Consider the following 22,278-nt stretch of genomic DNA (forward strand, 5'->3'; position numbering starts at 1 on the left):
ACGGCAAAATGTCAGGAAGCGGCGAAATTGGCCGTCCGGCCAGTGTGCCGATCGGCCGACGATGCAACGCGCACGACGGCTGTTACGCTTTTGCATCGGCGGCGCATCCCGATCGCGCAGCACACGCTGCCGCGCCCCGTTCCCACAGGAGAAATCCATGTCCTACATGCTGTTGATTGTCGAGCCGACCGACCAGCGTGCCGAGCGCACGCTCGACGAAGGCCAGGCGCTGTACGCGCGGATGGTCGATTTCGCCGAGACGCTGAAGGCGCGCGGCGTGCTGCGCGGTGTCGAGTCGCTGGAGCGTTCCGAGCGCGGCACGCGCGTGCAGGTGCGCGACGGCGAGACGCGCCTGCTCGACGGCCCGTTCGCGGAAGTGAAAGAGATGGTCGGCGGCTTCTTTCTCGTCGACGTCGACACCCGCGAGGAAGCGATCGAGATCGCGCGCCAGTGCCCGGCCGCGCAATGGTGCACGGTCGAGGTACGCGCGGTCGGCCCGTGCTTCCTGTGAATGCCGCGACTCGGTATTTACCCTGATTATTCGCGGAACGTGTCGATCCGGGCGTCTTCCGGCCGTCGTCCGGATAAGGCGCCGCCGAACGGGCGCCGCCTTCCACCGATGACAAGGAGTAAACGATGCGATTCATGATCATGATCCGGGCGAACGCCGTCAGCGAATCCGACGCGTTGCCGGACAACCGGCTGGTCGAAGCCATGACCGTCTACCACGAGGAACTGGCCAGGGCCGGCGTGCTGCTCGACGCGAACGGGCTGCGGCCGAGCGCGCGCGGCTGGCGCGTGCGCTACACGGGCGGCAAGGGCACGGTGATCGACGGCCCGTTCGCCGAAACGAAGGAACTGATCGCCGGCTATACGCTGATCCAGGTGCGTTCGCGCGACGAGGCGCTCGAATGGACGCGCCGGTTCCCCGCGCCGTTCGGCGCCGAAATGGACTGCGAGATCGAGGTGCGGCCGCTGTTCGAGCTCGACGACCTCACTCCGAGCGACGCGGTCGAGCGGTTCCGTGATCTCCACGTCGGCCGCACCCAGGCCTGAATCCACCCGAATCCAGTCTCACCGGAGCTTCCGTCATGCACAAGATGGTTTTCATCAACCTGCCCGTGGCCGACCTGCCGCGCGCGAAGACGTTCTACCAGGCACTCGGTTTCGAGGTCGTGCCGGCCTACACCAACGAACAGGCCGCCTGCATCAAGATCAGCGACACGATTTTCGCGATGCTGCTCGTGCGGCCGTTTTTCCAGACCTTCACCGGCAAGACCATCGTCGATCCGGCGACGCAGGTGCAGGCGCTGACGTGCCTGTCGTGCGACAGCCGCGCCGAGGTCGACGCGATCGTCGCGAAGGCGCTCGCGGCCGGCGGGTCCGCGCCGCAGGCGCCGCGCGAGTATCCGAACATGTACGGCCACGGGTTCGACGATCCGGACGGCCATGCATGGGAGCTGATGGCCATGCCGCTGGATGCGTCCGCCCAGGGGCAGGCGTCGTGACGCTCGAGGCGACTCACCGTGCGATCGAAGCGGTCTGGCGGATCGAGGCGCCCAAGATCATCGCGCGCGCCGCGCGCGTGGTGCGCGACATCGGCGTGGCCGAGGAGCTGGCGCAGGACACGCTCGTCGCGGCGCTCGAGCACTGGCCCGTCGACGGCGTGCCCGACAACCCGGCCGCGTGGCTGATGACGGCCGTGAAGCGCCGCGCGCTCGACCGGGTCCGGCAGGAGTCGCTCCACGCGGCGAAGCGCGACCAGCTCGGCCACGAGATGGATGCGCTCGAAGCGCATGTCGTGCCCGACATCGCAGATGCGCTCGCCGACGCGAGCGACGACGACATCGGCGACGATCTGCTGCGGCTGATCTTCACGTCGTGCCACCCGGTGCTGTCGACCGATGCGCGCGTCGCGCTGACGCTGCGGCTGCTCGGCGGGCTGACGACGGGCGAGATCGCGCGCGCGTTCCTGACGCCCGAGCCGACGATCGCGCAGCGGATCGTGCGCGCCAAGCGCACGCTCGCGGCCGCGCACGTGCCGTTCGAGGTGCCGGCCGCCGATGCGCGGCCCGCGCGGCTCGCGTCGGTGCTCGAGGTGATCTATCTCGTGTTCAACGAAGGCCACGCGGCGACCGCGGGCGACGACTGGACACGTCCGGCGCTGTGCGACGAGGCGCTGCGGCTCGGCCGCGTGCTGGCCGGGCTGGCGCCGGACGAGAGCGAAGTGCTCGGGCTCGTCGCGTTGATGGAACTCCAGGCGTCGCGCATGCACGCGCGCACCGACGCGCAGGGCCGGCCCGTCCTGCTGCTCGACCAGGATCGCAGCCGCTGGGATCCGCTCTTGATCCGACGCGGCCTCGCGGCGCTTGAGCAGGCGACGAAGCTCGGCGGCGTGCGCGGGCCGTATGCGTTGCAGGCTGCACTCGCCGCCTGCCATGCGCGTGCGCGGCAGGCGGCGGACACGGACTGGGCGCAGATCGTCGCGCTGTACGACGCGCTCGCCGAGGTCGCGCCGTCGCCGGTCGTCGAACTGAATCGCGCGGTGGCCGTCGGGATGGCGTTCGGGCCCGCCGCGGCGCTCGAACTCGTCGACGTGCTGCGCGACGATCCGGCGCTTGCGCGTTATCACTGGCTGCCGAGCGTGCGCGGCGACCTGCTGGCGAAGCTTGGCCGCGCCGACGAGGCCAAGGCCGAATTCCGCCGCGCGGCGGAACTGACGCGCAACGAGCGCGAGCGCGAACTGCTGCTCAGGCGTGCGACCGACGCGTGAGGCGCGCAGCGCTCAGCACGCAGCGCCCAGCGCCCAGCGCACAGCACGCAGCCAGCAGCCCCCAACACGCAGCCCCCAGCACGCACACGCACAAGCACACGCGAACGCGAACGCACGCCGCGCACCGGACACCGGACACCGGACACCGTACCCCACCCGCCACCCGGCAACGCATCCCGCCCCGCCGCGCAATGCGCCGACTATCGTCCGGATTGAAAAAGCCTATTGGGGGATGCGAACGCGAGCGCCTAGATTGAAGAGCACGATACGCGCGCCGCGGCGCACGTATCGTTCCCCACATACCTGATCGGCCCGGCTTCGCACGCGGCCGCGCCGACTCGAACGGAGGCGCAAATGGCTCAACTCAAGGGCAGCAAAACCGAAGAGAACCTGAAGGCCGCATTCGCGGGCGAATCGCAGGCGAACCGGCGTTATCTGTATTTCGCTTCGAAGGCTGACGTCGAAGGCCAGAACGACGTCGCCGCGCTGTTCCGCTCGACCGCCGAAGGCGAAACCGGCCATGCGCACGGCCATCTCGAATACCTGGAAGCCGTCGGCGATCCGGCAACGGGCTTGCCGTTCGGTTCCTCGCGACTGAATCTCGAATCGGCGATCGCCGGCGAAACGCACGAATACACGGACATGTATCCGGGCATGGCGAAGACGGCGCGCGACGAGGGCTTCGACGAAATCGCGAACTGGTTCGAGACGCTCGCGAAGGCCGAACGCAGCCACGCGAACCGCTATACGAAGGCGCTGGACAGTCTCGTCGACTGACGGGCCGCCGCGGGCCGCACGGCAGGCCGTGCGACCGGCAAGCGGCCGGCTGTTCGTTCATCGCTGCCCGCATCGCGCGGGCGGCGCTGGCGCGCATGCGCGCCACGCTGGAGCGCCCCATGCCCCACAAGGAAGGCAGTCTCGAAGCCCCGACCCGGCATCCGCTCGACTGGCAGTCCGATGCGTTCTACGACCAGGCCGCGATCGATGCGGAAATGACGCGCGTGTTCGACATCTGTGCCGGATGCCGGCGCTGCGTGTCGCTGTGCGGCGCGTTTCCGACGCTGTTCGACCTGGTCGACGACACGCCGATGGGCGATATCGAGGAAGTGCCGAAGGCGGCGTTCGGCAAGGTCGTCGACCAGTGCTACCTGTGCGACCTCTGCTACATGACGAAATGCCCGTACGTGCCGCCGCACGCATGGAACGTCGACTTCCCGCACCTGATGCTGCGCGGCAAGGCCGCGCGCTACAAGCGCGGCGAAGCGACGTTGCGCGACAAGGTGCTGTCGAACACCGACGCGCTCGGTCACTTTGCCGGCATTCCGATCGTCACGCAGGCGGTGAACGCGGTGAACCGTACGGCGCCCGCGCGTCATGCGCTCGAAGCGACGCTCGGCGTCGATCGCCATGCGTGGCTGCCGGAATTCGCGCCGCGCAAGTTCCGGCGCGCGGCGAAACCGTCGGACGGCCTGCTCGTGCGCGACGGCGAACGCACGCCCGGCAAGGTCGCGATCTACGCGACCTGCTACGTGAATTTCAACGAGCCGGGCATCGGCCACGACCTGCTCGCGATCCTCGCGCACAACGACATCCCTTACGAGCTCGTCACGCGCGAAGCCTGCTGCGGAATGCCGCTGCTCGAGCAGGGCAATCTCGCCGGCGTGGCCGCGAAGAAGGACGTGAACCTGCCCGTGCTCGAGCGCTATGCGCGCGAAGGTTATGCACTGATCGGCGCGATTCCGAGCTGCGTGCTGATGTACAAGAGCGAGCTGCCGCTGATGTTCCCCGGCGACGACGCGGTGCGCGCGGTGGCCGACGCATTCTGGGATCCGTTCGAATACGTGATCGCGCGGCATCGCGACGGGTTGCTGAAGACCGATTTCAAGACGGGCCTCGGCACCGTGTCGTATCACGTGCCCTGCCATGCGCGCGTGCAGAACATCGGTCGCAAGACGGCCGACGCGCTGTCGCTCGTGCCCGATACGCGCGTGAACGTCGTCGAGCGCTGCTCGGGCCACGCGGGCACGTTCGGCGTGAAAAAGGAGTTTCATGCGGACGCGATGCGGATCGGCGGCCCCGTGTTCAAGGCGATGGCCGAGCCGCAGCCGGATTTCGTGTCGTCGGACTGCGCGCTGGCCGGCCATCACATCGTGCAGGGCATCGACGAGAACGGGCTGCCGTCCGCGCCGCTCGCGCATCCGCTCACGCTGCTGCGCCGCGCATACGGCATCTGAGCCGCCGCCGGCCGACCCACGAGGACATCCCATGACGTTGACCCGCGACTCCCTGCTGACGCTCGAAGCGTACGCGAAGATCCGCAAGGCCGAACACGCGCGGCTCGTCGCGTACAAGCGCCGCCGCGCGGTGGCCCTCGGCAACCACCTGCGCTTCCTGTTCGAGGACGAGACGACGATCCGCTATCAGATCCAGGAGATGCTGCACATCGAGAAGATCTTCGACCAGGCCGGCATCGAAGGGGAGCTGGAAGCGTATCTGCCGCTCGTGCCCGACGGCACGAACCTGAAGGCGACGATGCAGATCGAGTATGAGCACGAGGTCGAACGGCGGGCGGCGCTCGCGCGGCTGATCGGTGTCGAGGATCGCGTGTACCTGCAGGTCGACGGCCACGCGCGCATTCATGCGATCGCCGACGAGGATCTCGAGCGCGACAACGCCGAGAAGACGTCGGCCGTGCACTTCTTGCGCTTCGAGCTCGACGCGCCGATGCGCGCGGCGCTTAAGGGCGGGGCGGCGCTGTCGATCGGCTGCGATCACCCGGCCTACACGATGCCGGCGCAGCGCGTGGACGCTGACGTGACCGCATCGCTGGCCGGCGATCTGCGCTGACGCATCCGCAGCACGTCAGCGGCGCTTCCGGCACGTCCGGTGCGTCCCGCGCACCGGTTTCCATTTTTCCGTTCCGACCCGAAACGCGATCTCCGCACGCGATGCGGCGCGTATCGCACGCCTGCCGCCGCGAAGATGTAACAGGCGTCACGAACTTGCATCCAGCGAAAGACGTGCATCGCACGTCACCGTGCTTTCATCACTCGCAGAGAAACAATAAAAAGATTGTGCACGGAGATAATTAAAATCGGCGAAATTTGAATGATTTACCGATTCGTGAATATCTTGTTACGCTTTTTCCCCTGATTTACCGATGTTGGGAAGCAATGCGCGGGATTGTTGCCGGCAGGGGGCGGAGCGGCCCGAAAATGCCCATTCTCGGGCATTCTTCATACGCTGGAGAGCCCCGCCAGACGGGCCTTTGCAGCGTCGGGCATAAAGATCCCGCAAAAAAATTCAAGCATAAATACATTACGCACCCTTGGCAGGTTGTTTCAGTGCGTAACATTAAGTCATTGTCATATTGAGATAAACCCTAGGGATGGTATGCTTCGTGCACAAAAATTCCCACATTGGAGTGAGACCGTGATTTGTGCGCCATTGCCGGGAATGGCGGCACCGTGAAAGTGCGGTGTCGCACCGGCATGCACAACACCGGATAAGCATAATGTGCAACCTGGCCGCCCCGCGACGCGATGTGTCGCGATGGCGCCGCCAATCGCAGCCCCGGCCTGGCTGCGTGGAGAGATCTACTATGTTCTTCGATGAGCTTACCGATGAAGAGTGGTTTCGTCTTTCAACGCTGATCGCCGATGAACCCATCCGGCTGAACCGTCGTGGGCGTCCGCGTGCCGAACCGCGCGTCGTCGCCAATGCGGTGCTCTGGATCCTGACGACCGGTGAAGCCTGGTCGAAGCTGCCCGGTCGTTACCCGTCCGGGCCGACGTGCCGTCGCCGTTACGAGGAATGGCTGGCGTCCGGCACGCTGCTGCAGATGATCGACGTGCTGACCCAGTTCAGCGGGCGCACGTTCGCGTATATCCCGCCGCCGCCGGTGCCGGTCGTGCCCGCACGCCGTGCCGAGCCCGTGCCCGACAACGATCGCTTGCGCGGCGTGTTCTGGCAAAACCCCGAGTCGTGGCAATTGCCGGTCGCGCACGCAAACGTTTGGGATGGCGAAGGCGCGTCGCAGTCGTCCATCCAGGACGACGCCGAAGCGCGGCCGTCCGACGCGTCGTTCGTGGTGCCGGGCGCGCGGTCGGTGGAGTTGCGCCATGCGCGTGCGTCGTCGGCGAGCTTCGCCGCGGCCGAACCGCAAGTCGACGAGTATCGCGGCTATACGATCCGCGGCATCGCGCAGCCCGTGCAGAACCTGATGTATCGCGCGTGGGCCGAGATTTCGCAGGACGAGCGGCGCGTCGAGCGTTCGGGCCTGATCGGCCCGCGCTTCACCGATGCCGAGGAAGCCGAGCAGTTCGCGCTCGACTGGGCACGTCAGTGGATCGATCGCCATGGCGCGAGCGACGAACCGGCACGCGCGCCGCAAGGCGAGGTGCTGGCCGGCCTGTCCGCGCTCGCGCGTGCGGAGTCGGACATCAAGCGCTTCATCGCCGAGCGTCACACGAGCGCGCTGTCCGAAAGCCGCAACGATCCGGTGCAGCAGGAGCGTCGCGAATACGTGTACCGCGTGGGCTGATCGCCGCACCGGTGAAACGGGCGGGCCGTCGTGTGCCACGACGCCCGCTCGGAAGCCTCGTCTTTCCATGCCTGCATCGCCCGGGGCGCCGCCGTCGAAGCGGCGCCCCGGGCGTGTACGTGTGTTACTGGCGGCCGTAGGTATCGTCGAAGCGGACGATGTCGTCCTCGCCGAGATACGCACCCGACTGCACTTCGATCAGCTCGAGCGGCATCTTGCCCGGGTTCTCGAGGCGATGCGACACGCCGAGCGGGATGTACGTCGATTCGTTTTCGGACAGCAGGAACGTTTCGTCGCCGCGCGTGATGCGCGCGGTGCCGCGCACGACGATCCAGTGTTCGGCGCGGTGGTGATGCATCTGCAGCGACAGTCGCGCACCCGGTTTCACGACGATGCGTTTCACCTGGAAGCGTTCGCCCATGTCGACCGAGTCGTAGTGGCCCCACGGGCGATGCACCTTGCGGTGATCGGACGCTTCCGCGCCGCGTTGCGCCTTGATGCGCCCGACGATTTTCTTCACGTCCTGCACGCGCGACTTGTCGGCGACGAGCACGGCGTCGGGGGTTTCGACGACGACGAGGTTCTGCGTGCCGACGCAGGCGACGAGCCGGCTTTCCGAATGCGCGAACGTCGATTCCGCGTCTTCGAGCAGCACGTGGCCGCGGCCGACGTTGCCGGCCTCGTCCTTCTCCGAGATCTGCCAGATCGCATCCCACGAGCCGACGTCCGACCAGCCCGCGTCGAGCGGCACGACGACGCTCTCGCACAGTTGCGGCAGGCTCGCGAGCGGCTCCATCACCGCGTAGTCGATCGAGTTCGACGGCGACGCGGCGAATGCGTCGCGATCGACGCGGAAGAAATCGCCATCGGCCTTGCCCTGGGCGACGGCCTGTTCGCAGGCCGCGTAGATCGCGGGTTCGAGCTGGCGGATCGCCTTCAGCCACACCGATGCGCGCACGATGAAGATCCCGCTGTTCCACCAGTATTCGCCCGATGCGACGTACTGCTGAGCGAGTTCGAGATGCGGTTTCTCGACGAAACGATCGAGGCGGCGCACGTCGAGGCTGCCCGTCGCGGCGTCGCCGAGCGGCGCGCCGACGCGGATGTAGCCGTAGCCGGTTTCCGCGTGCTTGGGCACGATGCCCATCGTCGCGATCCGGCCTTGCTTCGCGCAGTGCACGCCGGCCGCGACCGCGGCGTGAAAGCGCGGCAGGTCGGCCACCGCATGGTCGGCCGGCATCACGGTCATGATCGCGTCGTTGCCGTCGGCGGCGAGCCGCAGCGCGGCGAGCGTCAGCGCGGGCGCGGTGTCGCGGGCGATCGGCTCGAGCATGATCGACGCGGACTTGCCGGTCAGGCGCAGCTGTTCGGCGGTCGTGAAGCGGTGATCCTCGCCGCATACGATCAGCACGTCGTCGGTCAGCGGATGATCGCCCGCCAGGCCGTCGAGGCGCAGCGCGGTCGACTGCAGCAACGAATGTTCGCCGAGCAAGCCGATCAGCTGTTTCGGAAAGCGCTCGCGCGACATCGGCCACAGGCGCGTGCCGGAGCCGCCGGCGAGAATCACCGGTTGCACGGCGACGCGCGTGCCGGCGGCGGGTGCGGCGGAAGGGGAATGGCGCGTTTCGGCAGCCACGGCCGGAGCATTCATGTTGACACTCTCCACGGTTGAAGTCAGTGCCTGCCGTTGTAGCATGAAGTAAATCGACAATAAAACCGGGCCCATTGCCTGATATTCGCCGGGCATTCACCGGGAAGAATTTTCCGCGCCAGCATCCGGTGCAAATAAAAAAATAAAAAATAAATCGGTGAATCGGCTGGTGTTGACCGCCGGCAAAGGGTGAGCGGAAACCGTAAAGCTTCCGAAGAATTCCCGATTCGCGATCATTTCGGGAAAACCTGCCGATTTAATTCAAAAACTACGCAGCAAGAATTTCCGATTATTTTTCGAAATACTTGTGCGCTTGAGGCGGAATTTTCTTACCGCTTCAATAGCGTCATGCAACGTTTGAATCGAATGTGCGGCACGGGTCGCACAAGGAGCTGTTCGGCAAACGCCTGTTCAAAGAGGAAGCAGACATGTTGAGCGTGCTGGCGAGAGTCATCGATATCGCGATGGTCGTAGCGGGGGCGCTGATCGCCGCCGCACTGCACGACGGCAGCATCTGGCTCAACGACCTGCAGCGCACGACGGTGCTGTTCGACTGCCTGCTCGTCGTCGTGTTCTTTCCGGCCATCGGCATTTACCAGTCGTGGCGCGGCAAGCGTCTCGTCGGGCTGGTGGGCCGGGTTGCGTTCGCCTGGCTCGTGGTCGAGCTCGCGGGCATCCTGATGAGCTTCAGCTTCCATCAGTCGGGCGACCTGTCGCGGCTGTGGCTGGGTTACTGGGCGCTCGTGACGATGGCGCTGCTCGCCGGCTCGAAAACCTGCGTGCACGTCGTGCTGCGGCAGCTGCGCCGCGGCGGCTACAACCTGAAGGCGGTCGCGATCGTCGGCGGTACGCCGGCGGCGCGGCGGCTGATCGCGCAGATGCGGGCGCGGCCGGAAGCCGGTTTCAACCCGGTGTGCGTCTACGACGAAAGCGAAGCGCCGGGCGAGGTCGCGCTCGACGACGTGCGCATCGAGCGGCAGTTCGAATCGCTGGTGTGGCTGGTGCGCAGCCGCGCGATCAGCGAGCTGTGGCTCACGCTGCCGATCACGGAGGAACGCCGGATTCACCAGATCGTGACCGTGTTCCGCCACGACTTCGTCAACATCCGCTTCATCCCGGACGTGCGCACGCTGTCGTTCTTCAACCAGGAAGTGGTCGAGGTGCTCGGCGTGCCGGCGATCAACCTCGCGGCGTCGCCGATCACCGACGTGCGGATCCTGCCGAAGTTCGTGTTCGACCGGCTGTTCGCGCTGGCCGCACTCACCGCGCTTGCGCCGGTGATGGTAGTGATCGCCGGCCTGATCAAGCTGACGTCGCGCGGGCCGGTGTTCTTCCGCCAGAAGCGCAAGGGCATCGACGGGCACGAGTTCGAGATCTACAAGTTCCGCTCGATGAAGGTGCACCAGGAAGTGGCCGGGCAGGTCACGCAGGCGACCAAGAACGACTCGCGCGTGACGCCGGTCGGCCGGTTCCTGCGCCGCACGAGTCTCGACGAGCTGCCGCAGTTCATCAACGTATTGAAGGGCGAGATGTCGGTCGTCGGCCCGCGCCCGCATGCGCTCGCGCACGACGACATCTACAAGGATCTCGTCAAGGGCTACATGTTCCGCTACCGGATCAAGCCGGGCATCACCGGCTGGGCGCAGATCAACGGCTTTCGCGGCGAGACCGACCAGATCGAGAAGATGATGGGACGCGTGAAGCTCGATCTGTACTACATGCAGAACTGGTCGTTCTGGCTCGACATCAAGATCGTCGTGCTGACGCTCTGGAAAGGCTTCACCGGCAGCAACGCGTACTGAGTACCGAGGCCGCGCCACGCAGGCATCGCGGTTTTACGAATTTCGAATCATTGGTCAAGAGGTCCGACACATCATGAATCTGACTATCATCGGCAGCGGTTACGTAGGTCTTGTCACCGGCGCCTGTCTCGCCGACATCGGGCACGACGTGTTCTGTCTCGACGTCGACCAGGCAAAGATCGACATCCTGAACAACGGCGGCGTGCCGATCCACGAGCCGGGCCTCAAGGAAGTGATCGCGCGCAACCGCTCGGCGGGCCGCCTGCGCTTCTCGACCGATATCGAGGCCGCGGTCGCGCACGGCGACGTGCAGTTCATCGCGGTCGGCACGCCGCCCGACGAGGACGGCTCGGCCGACCTGCAATACGTGCTCGCGGCGGCGCGCAACATCGGCCGTTACATGACGGGCTTCAAGGTGATCGTCGACAAGTCGACGGTGCCGGTCGGCACGGCCGAGCGCGTGCGCGCGGCGGTGGCCGAAGAGCTCGCGAAGCGCGGCGGCGACCAGATGTTCTCGGTCGTGTCGAATCCGGAATTCCTGAAGGAAGGCGCGGCGGTCGACGATTTCACGCGGCCGGACCGCATCGTGATCGGCTGCGACGACGACGTGCCGGGCGAGCGCGCGCGCGAGCTGATGAAGAAGCTCTATGCGCCGTTCAACCGCAACCATGAACGCACGCTGTACATGGACGTGCGCTCGGCCGAGTTCACGAAATACGCGGCGAACGCGATGCTCGCGACCCGCATCTCGTTCATGAACGAGCTGGCGAACCTCGCCGACCGTTTCGGCGCGGACATCGAGGCCGTGCGCCGCGGGATCGGCTCCGATCCGCGCATCGGCTATCACTTCCTGTATGCCGGCTGTGGCTACGGCGGCTCGTGCTTCCCGAAGGACGTCGAGGCGCTGATCCGCACGGCCGACGAGCACGGGCAGGCACTGCAGATCCTGAAGGCCGTGTCGTCGGTCAACGCCACGCAAAAGCGCGTGCTCGCCGAGAAGATCGTCGCCCGCTTCGGCGAGGACCTGACCGGCCGCACGTTCGCGATCTGGGGCCTCGCGTTCAAGCCGAACACCGATGACATGCGCGAAGCGCCGAGCCGCGAGCTGATCGCCGAGCTGCTGTCGCGCGGGGCGCGCATCGCCGCGTACGACCCGGTCGCGCAGCAGGAAGCGCGCCGCGTGATCGCGCTCGATCTCGCCGATCACCCGAGCTGGCTCGAGCGCCTGAGCTTCGTCGACGACGAGGCGCAGGCCGCACGCGATGCCGACGCACTCGTGATCGTCACCGAATGGAAGATCTTCAAGAGCCCCGACTTCGTCGCGCTCGGCCGCCTGTGGAAAGCGCCGGTGATCTTCGACGGCCGCAACCTGTACGAGCCGGAGACGATGAGCGAGCAGGGCATCGAATACCACCCGATCGGCCGGCCGGGCTCGCGCCAGGCCGTCGCCGCGCGTGTGCCGGGCACCGCGCCCGCGAGCGCGTAACCCGTTTCCCGTCACTCGTTACGAGACGCCATGTTCCGGAACATCCTGATCGTCTGTCACGCGAACGTCTGCCGCAGCCCGGCGGCGGAAATGCTGTTCAAGTCGCACGCCGCGTCGCGCGGCGGCCCGCGCCCGACGTTCCATTCGGCCGGCGTGCATGCGAACGACGGCGACGGCATCGATCCGGTGATGCGGCAGCTGCTCGCCGAGCGGGGCGTCGATGCGACGACCCACCGCTCGCGGCGGCTGTCGCGCCGGATCGTGCGCGACGCCGACCTGATTCTCGTCAGCGAGCGCGGACAGATCGCGGCCGTCGAACAGGTCGATCCGTTCGCGCGCGGCAAGGTCCACCTGCTCGGCAAGTGGGAAGGGGCCGAGATTGCCGACCCGCACGGCGGCCCCGAGGCCGATTACCGCGAGAGCTACTCACTGATCGAACGTCTGGTTCAAGGATGGCTACAGAAACTATGCTGAAACGCCCGATGCGCCCGGTGGCGCTTGCCGTCGCGCTGACGACCTTCCTGTCAGCCTGTGCAACCGCGCCCGGCAACTACCTCGACTCGTCGAACCTGAAGGACGAAGGCCGGCAGCAAGCGGCCGAGACCTATCCGGTTCATTACATCGACGCCAAAGTGGTGATGGACCAGCTGCAGAAAGCGCAGGTCGATCATCCGCTGCCGCCCGGACGCTATACCGATCCGTCGCAATACGTGTACCGCATCGGGCCGCAGGACATCCTCGGCGTCACCGTCTGGGACCACCCGGAGCTGACGACGCCGCAGGGCCAGTCGTTCTCGAGCGGCGGCAACACGACGCAGACGATCGCGGGCGCGCTGCAGCAACCCTATTCGTCGTCGCTGCCGGGCCAGGCCGATCCTTATGGCCAGACGGTGGCCGCCGACGGCACGATCTTCTTCCCGTTCGTCGGCCGCATCCACGTGGCGGGCAAGACGATCGCGCAGACCCGTGACGAGCTGGCCACGCGACTCGCGCGTTATGTGAAGAATCCGCAGCTCGACGTGCGCGTGCTGTCGTTCCGCAGCCAGAAGGTGCAGGTGACCGGCGAGGTGAAGACGCCGGGCCCGCTCGCGATGAGCGACGTGCCGCTGACGCTGGTCGACGCGATCTCGCGTTCGGGCGGCTCGACGACCGACGCCGATCTGCAGCGCGTGCGCCTGACGCGCGACGGCAAGCTCTACACGCTCGACGCGAACGGCGTGCTCGACCGCGGCGACGTGCGGCAGAACGTGATGCTGCAGCAGGGCGACATCATCAACGTGCCGGACCGCAGCGACAGCCGCGTGTTCATCATGGGCGAGGTCAAGACGCCGGTCACGGTGCCGATGCTCAAGGGCAAGCTGACCATCGCCGACGCATTGACGGCCGGCGGCGGCATCCTCGACACCGATGCGAACCCGCGCAAGATCTACGTGATGCGCGGCATGCGCGACAACCCGACGAAGCCTGAAGTGTTCCGTCTCGACATGACGCAGCCCGATGCGCTGATGCTGTCGAGCCGCTTCCCGCTTCAGCCGCTCGACGTGGTCTACGTCAGCACGGCCAGCTCGGTGCAGTTCAACCGTGTGCTGCAGCAGGTGTTGCCGACGATCCAGACGATCTTCTACATGCGGCAAATCACGCGCTGATAGCCCGCCGGGGCGGCACCTCCGCCCCGGCACCACTCAAGCGGGAACGAATGGTGAACACGCAAGCGAAACACTCCTACGCGGATCTGTCCGTGAAAACCGAGGAAGAGGACGTCGTCCTCGGCCAGTTGCTCCAGGTGATCATGGACGACATCTGGCTGCTGCTCGGCATCGCGGTGACGGTCGTCGCGCTCGCCGGCCTCTACTGCTACGTCGCGAAGCCGGTGTACCAGGCCGACGTGCACGTGCGGGTCGAGAGCAACGACAACACGTCGCAGGCGCTCACGCAGACGCAGACCGGCGCGACGATCAACAGCGGCCCGCAGCAGGCGCAGACCGACGCGGAAATCGAGATCATCAAGAGCCGCGGCGTCGTCGCGCCGGTGGTCGACCAGTTCAAGCTGAATTTCTCGGTCGTGCCGAAGACGCTGCCGCTGATCGGCAGTCTCGCCGCGCGTGTCGCGACGCCGGGCACGCCGTCGCGGCCGTGGCTCGGCCTGAAATCGTATGCATGGGGCGGTGAAGTCGCCGACGTCGATTCGATCAGCGTCGTGCCCGCGCTCGAAGGCAAGAAGCTGACGCTGACGGCCGGCCCGAACGGCACTTATTCGCTCGTCGACCAGAACGGCACGCGGCTGCTGTCGGGCCAGGTCGGCGAATCGACGCAGGGCGGCGGCGTGACGCTGCTCGTGTCGAAGCTCGTCGCGCGCCCCGGCACGCAGTTCACGGTGGTCCGCTACAACGATCTCGACGCGATCAGCGGGTTCCAGGCCGGCATCCAGGTGACCGAGCAGGGCAAGCAGACGGGCGTCGTGCAGATCTCGCTCGAAGGCAAGGACCCGGACCAGACCGCCGCGATCGCGAACGCGCTCGCGCAGTCGTACCTGAACCAGCACGTGGTCGCGAAGCAGGCCGAAGCGACCAAGATGCTCGACTTCCTGAAGGGCGAGGAACCGCGCCTGAAGGCCGACCTCGAACGGGCGGAAGCCGCGCTGACGCAGTACCAGCGCACGTCGGGCTCGATCAACGCGAGCGACGAGGCGAAGGTCTACCTCGAGGGCAGCGTGCAGTACGAGCAGCAGATCGCCGCACAGCGCCTGCAGCTCGCGTCGCTCGCGCAGCGCTTCACCGATTCGCACCCGATGGTGATCGCCGCCAAGCAGCAGCTCGCCGAGCTGCAGGGCGAGAAGGACAAGTTCAGCAACCGCTTCCGCAGCCTGCCGGCCACCGAAGTGAAGGCCGTCCAGCTGCAGCGCGACGCGAAGGTCGCCGAGGACATCTACGTGCTGCTGCTGAACCGCGTGCAGGAGCTGTCGGTGCAGAAGGCCGGCACGGGCGGCAACATCCACCTCGTCGACTCCGCGCTGCGTCCGGGCGACCCGGTCAAGCCGAAGAAGGTGCTGATCCTGTCGGCCGCGGTGTTCCTCGGGCTGATCCTCGGCACCGGCGTCGTGTTCCTGCGCCGCAACCTGTTCCAGGGCATCGAGGACCCCGACCGCATCGAGCGCACGTTCAACCTGCCGCTGTACGGGCTGGTGCCGCAAAGCGCCGAACAGGTGAAGCTCGACGCGGCGGCCGAGAAGGGCGGCAGCCGCACACGGCCGATCCTCGCGAGCCTGCGTCCGAAGGATCTGAGCGTCGAGAGCCTGCGCAGCCTGCGCACCGCGATGCAGTTCGCGATGATGGACGCGAAGAACCGCGTGATCGTGCTGACGGGCCCGACGCCCGGCATCGGCAAGAGCTTCCTGACGGTCAACCTCGCGGTGCTGCTCGCGCATTCGGGCAAGCGCGTGCTGCTGATCGACGCCGACATGCGCCGCGGCCTGCTCGACCGCTACTTCGGCCTCACGTCGCAGCCGGGCCTGTCCGAGCTGCTGAGCGACCAGTCGGCGCTCGAGGACGCGGTGCGCGAGACGCCGGTGCAGGGCCTGTCGTTCATCTCGGCCGGCACGCGCCCGCCGAACCCGTCGGAGCTGCTGATGTCGACGCGCCTGCCGCAATACCTCGAAGGGCTCGGCAAGCGCTACGACGTCGTGCTGATCGATTCGCCGCCGGTGCTGGCGGTGACCGACGCGACCATCATCGGCCGCATGGCCGGCTCGACGTTCCTCGTGCTGCGCTCGGGCATGCATACCGAAGGCGAGATCGCCGACGCGATCAAGCGCCTGCGTACCGCGGGCGTCGATCTGGAAGGCGGGATCTTCAACGGCGTGCCGCCGAAGGCGCGCGGCTACGGCCGCGGTTATGCGGCCGTGCATGAATACCTGAGCGCCTGATCCGAATCGCACGTAACCGGGCGGGCCGCGCGTGCCGCCTGCCCGGTCGACAGGAGAACCAACGATGAAAATTTCCGTGCTCGTTCCGACCTATCGGCGCCCCGCCGACCTCGCGCGCTGCCTGCTGGCGCTGCAGCGGCAGCAGCGGCTGCCCGACGAGGTGATCGTCGTCGCGCGCCCGGAGGACGATGCCACGCACGAACGGCTCGCCGATCCGGCGGTCGGCGGCGCGCTGCCGCTGCGCATCGTGCCGGTCGATGTGCCGGGCCAGGTCGCCGCGCTGAACAAGGGGCTCGACTCGGCGAACGGCGACATCGTCGCGATCACCGACGACGACGCGGCACCCCATCCCGACTGGCTCGCCCGCGTCGAGTCGGCGTTCGAGGCCGACCCGCGCGTGGGCGCGGTCGGCGGGCGCGACTGGGTGCACGAGAAGGGCCGCGTGCTCGACGAATCGCGCGAGCTCGTCGGCCGGCTCACGCTGTCCGGCAAGATCGTCGGCAACCATCACCTCGGCGTCGGCGGCATGCGCGAAGTCGACATGCTGAAAGGCGCGAACATGAGCTACCGCCGCGCCGCGATCGAGCGGCTGCGCTTCGACACGCGGCTGCGCGGCGCCGGTGCGCAGGTGCACAACGACATGGGTTTCAGCATGCACGTGCAGCGCAACGGCTGGAAGCTCGTCTACGACCCGGCGATCGCGGTCGATCATTTTCCGGCGGAACGCTTCGACGACGACCGGCGCGATGCCGCGTCGCTGAATGCGATCAGCAACGGCGCGTACAACCTGCACCTGATCCTGCGCGAGCACCTGCCGCCCGTGCGGCGCGAAATCGCGTGGTGGTGGTGGACGCTGGTCGGTACGCGCGTCTACCCGGGCCTCGCGCACGTGCTGCTGTCGCTGCATACGGCGAAGCGCGAGCGGATCCGCGAGCAGTGGCGCGCGGTGCGCCGCGGCGCGCGCGATGCCCGCCGCGCGAACCTTGCCCCCCACCGTGCGGCGATGCCGCCGGTGACGTCTTGAACGAGCCGCGCGCGCAACGCCGCGCGGCCGAACCCGGAGAAGGGCTCGAATGACTGCAACCAAGGTTCATGTCCATCTGTTCCACGGCGCCGATCCGCGTACCTACCGGAAAGGCGAGAACATCGGCTGCCTGTACGGTTATCACCACGCCGAATCCGACGAATTCCGGCTGACCTATTCGCAGGACGGCGGCGAGAGCCGCGTCGCCAGCCTCGCGCGCCGCGCGCTGAAGGCGGCGCTCGGCTTCGACGTCGTGCATGCATGGCGCAACCGTGCCGCGCTGCTGAACACCGACGTGATCTGGACGCACACGGAGCAGGAGCACCTTGCGGCGTCGCTGATCCTGAAGCTGGCCGGCGAGCAGGGCAAACGTCCGCTGCTGCTCGCGCAGAGCGTGTGGCTGTTCGACAAGTGGGGCAGCTTCGGCGGCCCGCGCCGCTGGCTGTACCGCAAGCTGATCGCGCGCGCCGACGCGCTGACCACGCTGGCCCGCGACAACGCCGACCTGTGCCGCCGTTATCTCGGCCGCGAAGCCGAGTTTGTCTACTACGGGCTGAACACGCAGGATTTCCCGATCGTCGAGCCGCAGCAATGGCAACCGAACCGGCCGCTGCGGATCGCGGCGATCGGCAACGACCGCGACCGCGACTGGCGCACGTTCCTCGCCGCGTTCGGCGGCGATGCGCGCTACGACGTGCGGCTGGCCACCCGGCGCCGCGTGCCGCGCGAGTGGCATGCGCCGAACGTGAAGATCGGCTCGGCGTCGGGGCTCGCGAAGCAGCATGAACTGTACGCATGGGCCGACGTGATCGTCGTGCCGCTGCGGCCGAATTTCCACGCGTCGGGCATCACCGTGATGCTCGAGGCGGCCGCGGTCGGCAAGCCGATGATCGTGTCCGACGTCGGCGGCCTCAGCGACTACTTCCCGCACGATACGGCCGCCTACGTGCCGGCCTTCGACGCGCAGGCGATGCGCCAGGCCGCCGATCGCTTCGCGGCCGATCCGGTCGCGGCGCTGGGCTGCGCGCGGGCCGCCGCCGCGTGCCTGCGCGAGCGCGACCTGACCACGCAGGCGTTCGCCGAGCAGCACGTGCGGATCACGCGCGACATGCTGCGCCGGCGCCGGACGCCGGCGGCGGCGGGCCTCGCGATGCCGCTCGCGGATTCGCGCCCGTCGTCGCGGTGAGAGCGGATCGATGAGTACGATTGCCGCCGAACGCGCACCGTCGCGCCACCGCAGCTGGCTGCCCGAGCGGAAGCACTGGGTCGGGCAGGCCGGGCTGTGGTCCTTCACCGCCGCGCTGATTGCCATTCACCAGGGCAAGGTGCTGACGCTCGCGTTTCCGGTGCTGGCCATCGCGGTCGGCATCTGGCTGTATTTCAAGAGTCCGGCGCGCTACGTCGGCTTCATGTGGTGGGTGTGGTTCCTGAGCCCGGAAGTGCGGCGTCTCGCCGACTGGTCGAAGGGCGCGTTCACGCCGACGAGCCTGATCCAGGTCGCGCCGCTCGCGGTGACGATGATCGCCGGCCTGGGCTTGATCCGGCATTACCGCGTGCTCGCGCAGCGGCGCGGCATCCCGATCCTGCTGATGCTGTTCGGGCTCGCGTACGCGTACCTCGTCGGGATCGTGTCGAGCGGCGTGATGGCCGCGACCTACGACCTCGCGAACTGGGTGTACCCGGTGCTGATCGGTTTTCACATCATGGTCAACGCCCGCGACTATCCCGAATACCGCGACGTGCTGCTGTCCACGTTCATGTGGGGCATGCTCGTGATGGGCCTGTACGGCGTCGTGCAGTACTTCGTGATGCCGCAGTGGGACGTGCTGTGGATGATCGGCTCCGACATGGGTTCGCAGGGCGAGCCGGTGCCGTACGGCGTGCGCGTGTTCAGCACGATGAATTCGTCCGGGCCGTTCGCGTTCGCGATCATGGGCGCGCTGGTGTTCGTGTTCGCCGCGCCGCAGAAGATCCGCTGGTTCGCGGGCGCGGCCGGCTTCGTGTCGTTCGCGCTGTGTCTCGTGCGCTCGACCTGGGGCGGCTGGGTGATCGCGCTCGCGATCCAGCTCGTGCAGTCGAGCAACCGCGTGCGGATGCGGATCCTGATCAGCGGCGTCGTGCTGGTCGGGCTGTGCGTGCCGCTCCTGACCGTCGGGCCGGTGGCCGACCGTCTCGGCGCGCGTCTGCAGTCGATCACGAACCTGAAGGACGACCGCAGCTACGACGACCGCAACAAGTTCTACGCCACCTTCGCGCAGACGGCGTTCACCGACGTCGCCGGCGAGGGGATGGGCGCGACGGGTGCATCCACGAAGCTGTCGAGCGACAGCGGCGAGCTCGGCAAGTACGGCAGCTTCGACAGCGGCGTGATGAACGTGCCGTTCGTGCTCGGCTGGCCCGGCACGCTGCTGTATCTCTCCGGCGTCGTGATGCTGTTCGGCCGCACGCTGCGCGCGGCATTCAAGCTGCGCAACGACAAGTTCGTCGGCGCGTGCCTGAGCCTGTGCCTGTCGACCTTCGCGATGCTCGTGTTCACGAACTCGCTGATCGGCACGGGCGGCCTGCTGATGTTCACAGCCATTTTTTCGATACTAGCCGCGGCGCACTGGCAAAAGGCACAACGCCTGCTGGCCGCCGCGCATTCACGGGGAGGCGACCATTGAGAATCGCGATCGTCACGCACGTCGTGCGACATAACGACGGCCAGGGCCGCGTCAATTACGAAATCGCGCGCGCGGCGCTGGCCGAGAACTACGAGGTCACGCTGGTCGCGTCGCACGTCGCGCCCGAGCTGCTGGCCGACCCGCGCGTGCGCTGGGTGCCGGTGAAGGTCGGCGGCTTCTGGCCGTCGAATCTCGTCAAGCAGCAGGTGTTCGCGCTGAAGAGCGCGGCCTGGCTGCGCGCGCACCGCAGCGAATACGACGTGCTGCACGTGAACGGCTTTATCTCGTGGATCAAGGCCGACGTCAATACCGCGCACTTCGTGCACGGCGGCTGGTTCAAGAGTCCGTACTATCCGTTCGGGCCGACGAAGGGGCTGTGGTCGGCCTATCAGTATGTCTATACGCGCGTGAACACCACGCTCGAGCGCTGGGCGTACAAGCGGTCGCGCGCGATTACCGCCGTGTCGCAGAAGGTGGCCGACGAGATCGCCGGGCTCGGCATCGACAGCCGCAAGATCAGCGTGATCTACAACGGCGTCGACGGCAGCGCGTTCGCCGGTGCGCAGGCCGACCGTGCGGCGTTCAAGCTGCCGGACGACGCGTTCCTGCTGCTGTTCGTCGGCGACCTGCGCACGCCGCGCAAGAACCTCGGCACGGTGCTGAAGGCGCTGACGAAGCTGCCCGCGAACGTGCACCTGGCGGTGGCCGGTTACCTGCCCGGCAGCCCGTATCCGGAAGAGGCGCGCGCGCTCGGCATCGATGCGCGCGTGCATTTCCTCGGCCTCGTGAAAAACATGCCGACGCTGATGCGCTCGGTCGACGCCTACGTGTTCCCGTCGCGCTACGAAGCGATGAGCCTGTCGCTGCTGGAAGCGATGGCGGCCGGGCTGCCGGTCGTCACCGCGCGTACGGCGGGCGGCGCGGAAATCATCACGCGCGAATGCGGGATCGTGCTGGAGGACCCGGACGATCCGGCCGCGCTCGCGCAGGCGATCGGCTCGCTCGCGGCGTCGCGCGACACGTGCCGCGCGATGGGCGACGCGGCACGCGAATTGATGACCCGTTTCGGCTGGGCGCACATGGGCGCCCAGTATGTCGCGCTCTACCGGCGCATCGGCCAACCCACGCAGCCGTCCGCCTTCGAGCGGGTCGAGCATGCAGTGACGCAGGAGCAATCGTAATGTCCCACTCTTCCCGGCCGATCAAATCGTTGCAGATCGGCATGCACTGGTTCCCCGAACGAGCGGGCGGCCTCGACCGGATGTACTACTCGCTCGTCGGCGCGCTGCCGGGCGCGGGCGTCGAGGTGCGCGGGCTCGTCGCCGGCTCGCAGAAGGTCGCCGACGACACGGGCGGCGCGATCCAGGGCTTCGGCCCCGCATCGGAGCCGCTCGCGCGCCGCATGCTCGCCGCGCGGCGCGCGCTGCGCGAGGAGATCCGCAGCGAGCGGCCGGACGTGATCTCGTCGCACTTCGCGCTGTACACGTTCCCGGGCCTCGACGTCACGCGCGGGATTCCGCAGGTGTCGCACTTCCAGGGGCCGTGGGCCGACGAAAGCCAGGTCGAGGGCGCCGCGTCGCTCGGCCAGCGCGCGAAGCGTTATCTCGAGCAGGCCGTCTATACGCGTTCGTCGCGGCTGATCGTGCTGTCGCAGGCGTTCGGCCAGATCCTGACGAACCGCTACGGGATCGATCCGTCGCGTGTGCGCGTGATTCCCGGTTGCGTCGATACCGCGCAGTTCGACACGCCGCTCACGCCCGCCGAGGCGCGGCACAAGCTGCAACTGCCGCAGGACCGGCCGATCGTGTTGGCCGTGCGCCGGCTCGTGCGGCGCATGGGGCTGGAGGACCTGATCGACGCGATCGGCCTCCTCAAGCACCGTCACCCGGACGTGCTGCTGCTGATCGCCGGCAAGGGCAAGATCGGCGAGGAACTGCAGCAGCGCATCGATGCGGCAGGCCTGCAGGACAACGTGAAGCTGCTCGGCTTCGTGCCGGACAACCATCTCGCCGCGCTGTACCGCGCGGCGACGGTCAGCGTCGTGCCGACGGTCGCGCTCGAAGGCTTCGGGCTGATCACCGTCGAATCGCTCGCGTCCGGCACGCCCGTGCTGGTCACGCCGGTCGGCGGGTTGCCGGAGGCGGTGGCCGGGCTGTCCGACGATCTCGTGCTGCCGTCCACCGGCGCGGACGCGATCGCGGAAGGGCTCGGTGCCGCGCTGTCGGGCGCGATCACGCTGCCCGACGAGGCCGCGTGCAAGCGCTATGCACGCGATCATTTCGACAACGCGGTGATCGCGCGGCGCGTGGCCGGCGTGTACGAAGAGGCGATCCGGGCGGCAGGTTGAGCGCCCGTGGCGCGCAATCGGCGCGCTGAACGGGAAGCCGAACAGGAAGCCGAACGGGAAGCCGAAC

General features: G+C 67.4%; 19 protein-coding genes. 18 read left to right on the forward strand and 1 reads right to left on the reverse strand.

Annotated features, from left to right (window positions below; genetic code table 11):
* Positions 1-157: 157 nt before the first annotated feature.
* The 8 genes from VK92_RS19710 to VK92_RS19745 all read left to right on the forward strand — a co-directional run bounded on the left by VK92_RS19710 (position 158) and on the right by VK92_RS19745 (position 7,316).
* Positions 158-511: a YciI family protein gene (locus tag VK92_RS19710; RefSeq protein WP_021164040.1), complete on the forward strand. Its 354-nt coding sequence runs from the start codon at positions 158-160 to the stop codon at positions 509-511.
* A gap of 125 nt (positions 512-636) precedes the next feature.
* Positions 637-1,056: a YciI family protein gene (locus VK92_RS19715; RefSeq protein ID WP_021164039.1), complete on the forward strand. Its 420-nt coding sequence runs from the start codon at positions 637-639 to the stop codon at positions 1,054-1,056.
* Between the two features lie 35 nt (positions 1,057-1,091).
* Positions 1,092-1,508 (forward strand): VOC family protein, encoded by a 417-nt coding sequence (locus tag VK92_RS19720; protein WP_021164038.1) that lies wholly within the window; start codon positions 1,092-1,094, stop codon positions 1,506-1,508.
* Entirely contained in the window at positions 1,505-2,773 is a 1,269-nt protein-coding gene (locus VK92_RS19725) for an RNA polymerase sigma factor (RefSeq protein WP_048022230.1), read from the forward strand. The genes VK92_RS19720 and VK92_RS19725 overlap by 4 nt, the downstream gene beginning before the upstream one ends.
* Positions 2,774-3,127: 354 nt before the next feature.
* Positions 3,128-3,550 (forward strand): rubrerythrin family protein, encoded by a 423-nt coding sequence (locus tag VK92_RS19730; protein WP_006497294.1) that lies wholly within the window; start codon positions 3,128-3,130, stop codon positions 3,548-3,550.
* A gap of 119 nt (positions 3,551-3,669) precedes the next feature.
* A complete protein-coding gene (locus VK92_RS19735; protein ID WP_048022289.1) occupies positions 3,670-5,007 on the forward strand; it encodes a heterodisulfide reductase-related iron-sulfur binding cluster in 1,338 nt (445 codons plus the stop codon).
* A 31-nt stretch (positions 5,008-5,038) separates the two neighbouring features.
* Positions 5,039-5,620 carry a DUF3501 family protein gene (locus tag VK92_RS19740; RefSeq protein ID WP_048022233.1) on the forward strand — a complete coding sequence of 194 codons (582 nt, stop codon included), beginning with the start codon at positions 5,039-5,041 and terminating at the stop codon, positions 5,618-5,620.
* 754 nt (positions 5,621-6,374) lie between these two features.
* Positions 6,375-7,316 (forward strand): transposase, encoded by a 942-nt coding sequence (locus VK92_RS19745; protein ID WP_021163253.1) that lies wholly within the window; start codon positions 6,375-6,377, stop codon positions 7,314-7,316.
* Positions 7,317-7,440: 124 nt separating this feature from the next.
* On the opposite strand, the gene VK92_RS19750 is transcribed toward VK92_RS19745, so the two are convergent.
* Positions 7,441-8,967, reverse strand: coding sequence for a mannose-1-phosphate guanylyltransferase/mannose-6-phosphate isomerase (locus VK92_RS19750; protein ID WP_048022235.1), 1,527 nt, complete (start codon positions 8,965-8,967; stop codon positions 7,441-7,443).
* Positions 8,968-9,395: 428 nt separating this feature from the next.
* On the opposite strand from VK92_RS19750, the gene VK92_RS19755 reads away from it, so the two are divergent.
* The 10 genes from VK92_RS19755 (at position 9,396) to VK92_RS19800 (ending at position 22,211) form a co-directional block, all read left to right on the forward strand.
* Positions 9,396-10,769: an undecaprenyl-phosphate glucose phosphotransferase gene (locus tag VK92_RS19755; protein ID WP_048022291.1), complete on the forward strand. Its 1,374-nt coding sequence runs from the start codon at positions 9,396-9,398 to the stop codon at positions 10,767-10,769.
* 73 nt (positions 10,770-10,842) lie between these two features.
* Positions 10,843-12,255: a UDP-glucose dehydrogenase family protein gene (locus tag VK92_RS19760; RefSeq protein WP_048022236.1), complete on the forward strand. Its 1,413-nt coding sequence runs from the start codon at positions 10,843-10,845 to the stop codon at positions 12,253-12,255.
* Positions 12,256-12,285: 30 nt separating this feature from the next.
* Positions 12,286-12,729, forward strand: a complete 444-nt coding sequence (locus VK92_RS19765) for a low molecular weight protein-tyrosine-phosphatase (RefSeq protein ID WP_021163251.1) — start codon at positions 12,286-12,288, stop codon at positions 12,727-12,729.
* The gene (locus VK92_RS19770; RefSeq protein ID WP_021163250.1) at positions 12,723-13,901 is read left to right on the forward strand and encodes a polysaccharide biosynthesis/export family protein; all 1,179 of its coding nucleotides are present in this window, start codon (positions 12,723-12,725) and stop codon (positions 13,899-13,901) included. Before VK92_RS19765 ends, VK92_RS19770 begins: the two co-directional genes overlap by 7 nt.
* Positions 13,902-13,951: 50 nt before the next feature.
* Positions 13,952-16,177, forward strand: a complete 2,226-nt coding sequence (locus VK92_RS19775; RefSeq protein WP_021163249.1) for a polysaccharide biosynthesis tyrosine autokinase — start codon at positions 13,952-13,954, stop codon at positions 16,175-16,177.
* 64 nt (positions 16,178-16,241) lie between these two features.
* The gene (locus tag VK92_RS19780) at positions 16,242-17,201 is read left to right on the forward strand and encodes a glycosyltransferase family 2 protein (RefSeq protein ID WP_048022239.1); all 960 of its coding nucleotides are present in this window, start codon (positions 16,242-16,244) and stop codon (positions 17,199-17,201) included.
* 49 nt (positions 17,202-17,250) lie between these two features.
* On the forward strand, positions 17,251-18,387 hold the full coding sequence (locus tag VK92_RS19785; RefSeq protein WP_021163247.1) for a glycosyltransferase family 4 protein: 1,137 nt from the start codon (positions 17,251-17,253) through the stop codon (positions 18,385-18,387).
* Between the two features lie 10 nt (positions 18,388-18,397).
* Positions 18,398-19,864: an O-antigen ligase family protein gene (locus tag VK92_RS19790; protein WP_048022241.1), complete on the forward strand. Its 1,467-nt coding sequence runs from the start codon at positions 18,398-18,400 to the stop codon at positions 19,862-19,864.
* Positions 19,861-21,045, forward strand: a complete 1,185-nt coding sequence (locus tag VK92_RS19795) for a glycosyltransferase family 4 protein (protein ID WP_048022243.1) — start codon at positions 19,861-19,863, stop codon at positions 21,043-21,045. The genes VK92_RS19790 and VK92_RS19795 overlap by 4 nt, the downstream gene beginning before the upstream one ends.
* Complete coding sequence (locus VK92_RS19800) at positions 21,045-22,211, forward strand: glycosyltransferase family 4 protein (RefSeq protein ID WP_027791034.1); 1,167 nt, start codon at positions 21,045-21,047, stop codon at positions 22,209-22,211. The genes VK92_RS19795 and VK92_RS19800 overlap by 1 nt, the downstream gene beginning before the upstream one ends.
* Positions 22,212-22,278: the final 67 nt, after the last annotated feature.

It is taken from the genome of Burkholderia sp. LK4 (assembly GCF_001043615.1).
GTDB classification, from domain to species: Bacteria; Pseudomonadota; Gammaproteobacteria; order Burkholderiales; family Burkholderiaceae; genus Burkholderia; species Burkholderia cepacia.

Coding starts and splice junctions, on each gene's coding strand:
- VK92_RS19755 (WP_048022291.1), top strand. CDS start 9,396: ATGTTGAGCGTGCTGGCGAGAGTCATCGATATCGCGATGGTCGTAGCG.
- VK92_RS19735 (WP_048022289.1), top strand. CDS start 3,670: ATGCCCCACAAGGAAGGCAGTCTCGAAGCCCCGACCCGGCATCCGCTC.
- VK92_RS19765 (WP_021163251.1), top strand. CDS start 12,286: ATGTTCCGGAACATCCTGATCGTCTGTCACGCGAACGTCTGCCGCAGC.
- VK92_RS19790 (WP_048022241.1), top strand. CDS start 18,398: ATGAGTACGATTGCCGCCGAACGCGCACCGTCGCGCCACCGCAGCTGG.
- VK92_RS19780 (WP_048022239.1), top strand. CDS start 16,242: ATGAAAATTTCCGTGCTCGTTCCGACCTATCGGCGCCCCGCCGACCTC.
- VK92_RS19785 (WP_021163247.1), top strand. CDS start 17,251: ATGACTGCAACCAAGGTTCATGTCCATCTGTTCCACGGCGCCGATCCG.
- VK92_RS19800 (WP_027791034.1), top strand. CDS start 21,045: ATGTCCCACTCTTCCCGGCCGATCAAATCGTTGCAGATCGGCATGCAC.
- VK92_RS19730 (WP_006497294.1), top strand. CDS start 3,128: ATGGCTCAACTCAAGGGCAGCAAAACCGAAGAGAACCTGAAGGCCGCA.
- VK92_RS19710 (WP_021164040.1), top strand. CDS start 158: ATGTCCTACATGCTGTTGATTGTCGAGCCGACCGACCAGCGTGCCGAG.
- VK92_RS19745 (WP_021163253.1), top strand. CDS start 6,375: ATGTTCTTCGATGAGCTTACCGATGAAGAGTGGTTTCGTCTTTCAACG.
- VK92_RS19720 (WP_021164038.1), top strand. CDS start 1,092: ATGCACAAGATGGTTTTCATCAACCTGCCCGTGGCCGACCTGCCGCGC.
- VK92_RS19760 (WP_048022236.1), top strand. CDS start 10,843: ATGAATCTGACTATCATCGGCAGCGGTTACGTAGGTCTTGTCACCGGC.
- VK92_RS19715 (WP_021164039.1), top strand. CDS start 637: ATGCGATTCATGATCATGATCCGGGCGAACGCCGTCAGCGAATCCGAC.
- VK92_RS19770 (WP_021163250.1), top strand. CDS start 12,723: ATGCTGAAACGCCCGATGCGCCCGGTGGCGCTTGCCGTCGCGCTGACG.
- VK92_RS19740 (WP_048022233.1), top strand. CDS start 5,039: ATGACGTTGACCCGCGACTCCCTGCTGACGCTCGAAGCGTACGCGAAG.
- VK92_RS19750 (WP_048022235.1), bottom strand. CDS start 8,967: ATGAATGCTCCGGCCGTGGCTGCCGAAACGCGCCATTCCCCTTCCGCC.
- VK92_RS19775 (WP_021163249.1), top strand. CDS start 13,952: ATGGTGAACACGCAAGCGAAACACTCCTACGCGGATCTGTCCGTGAAA.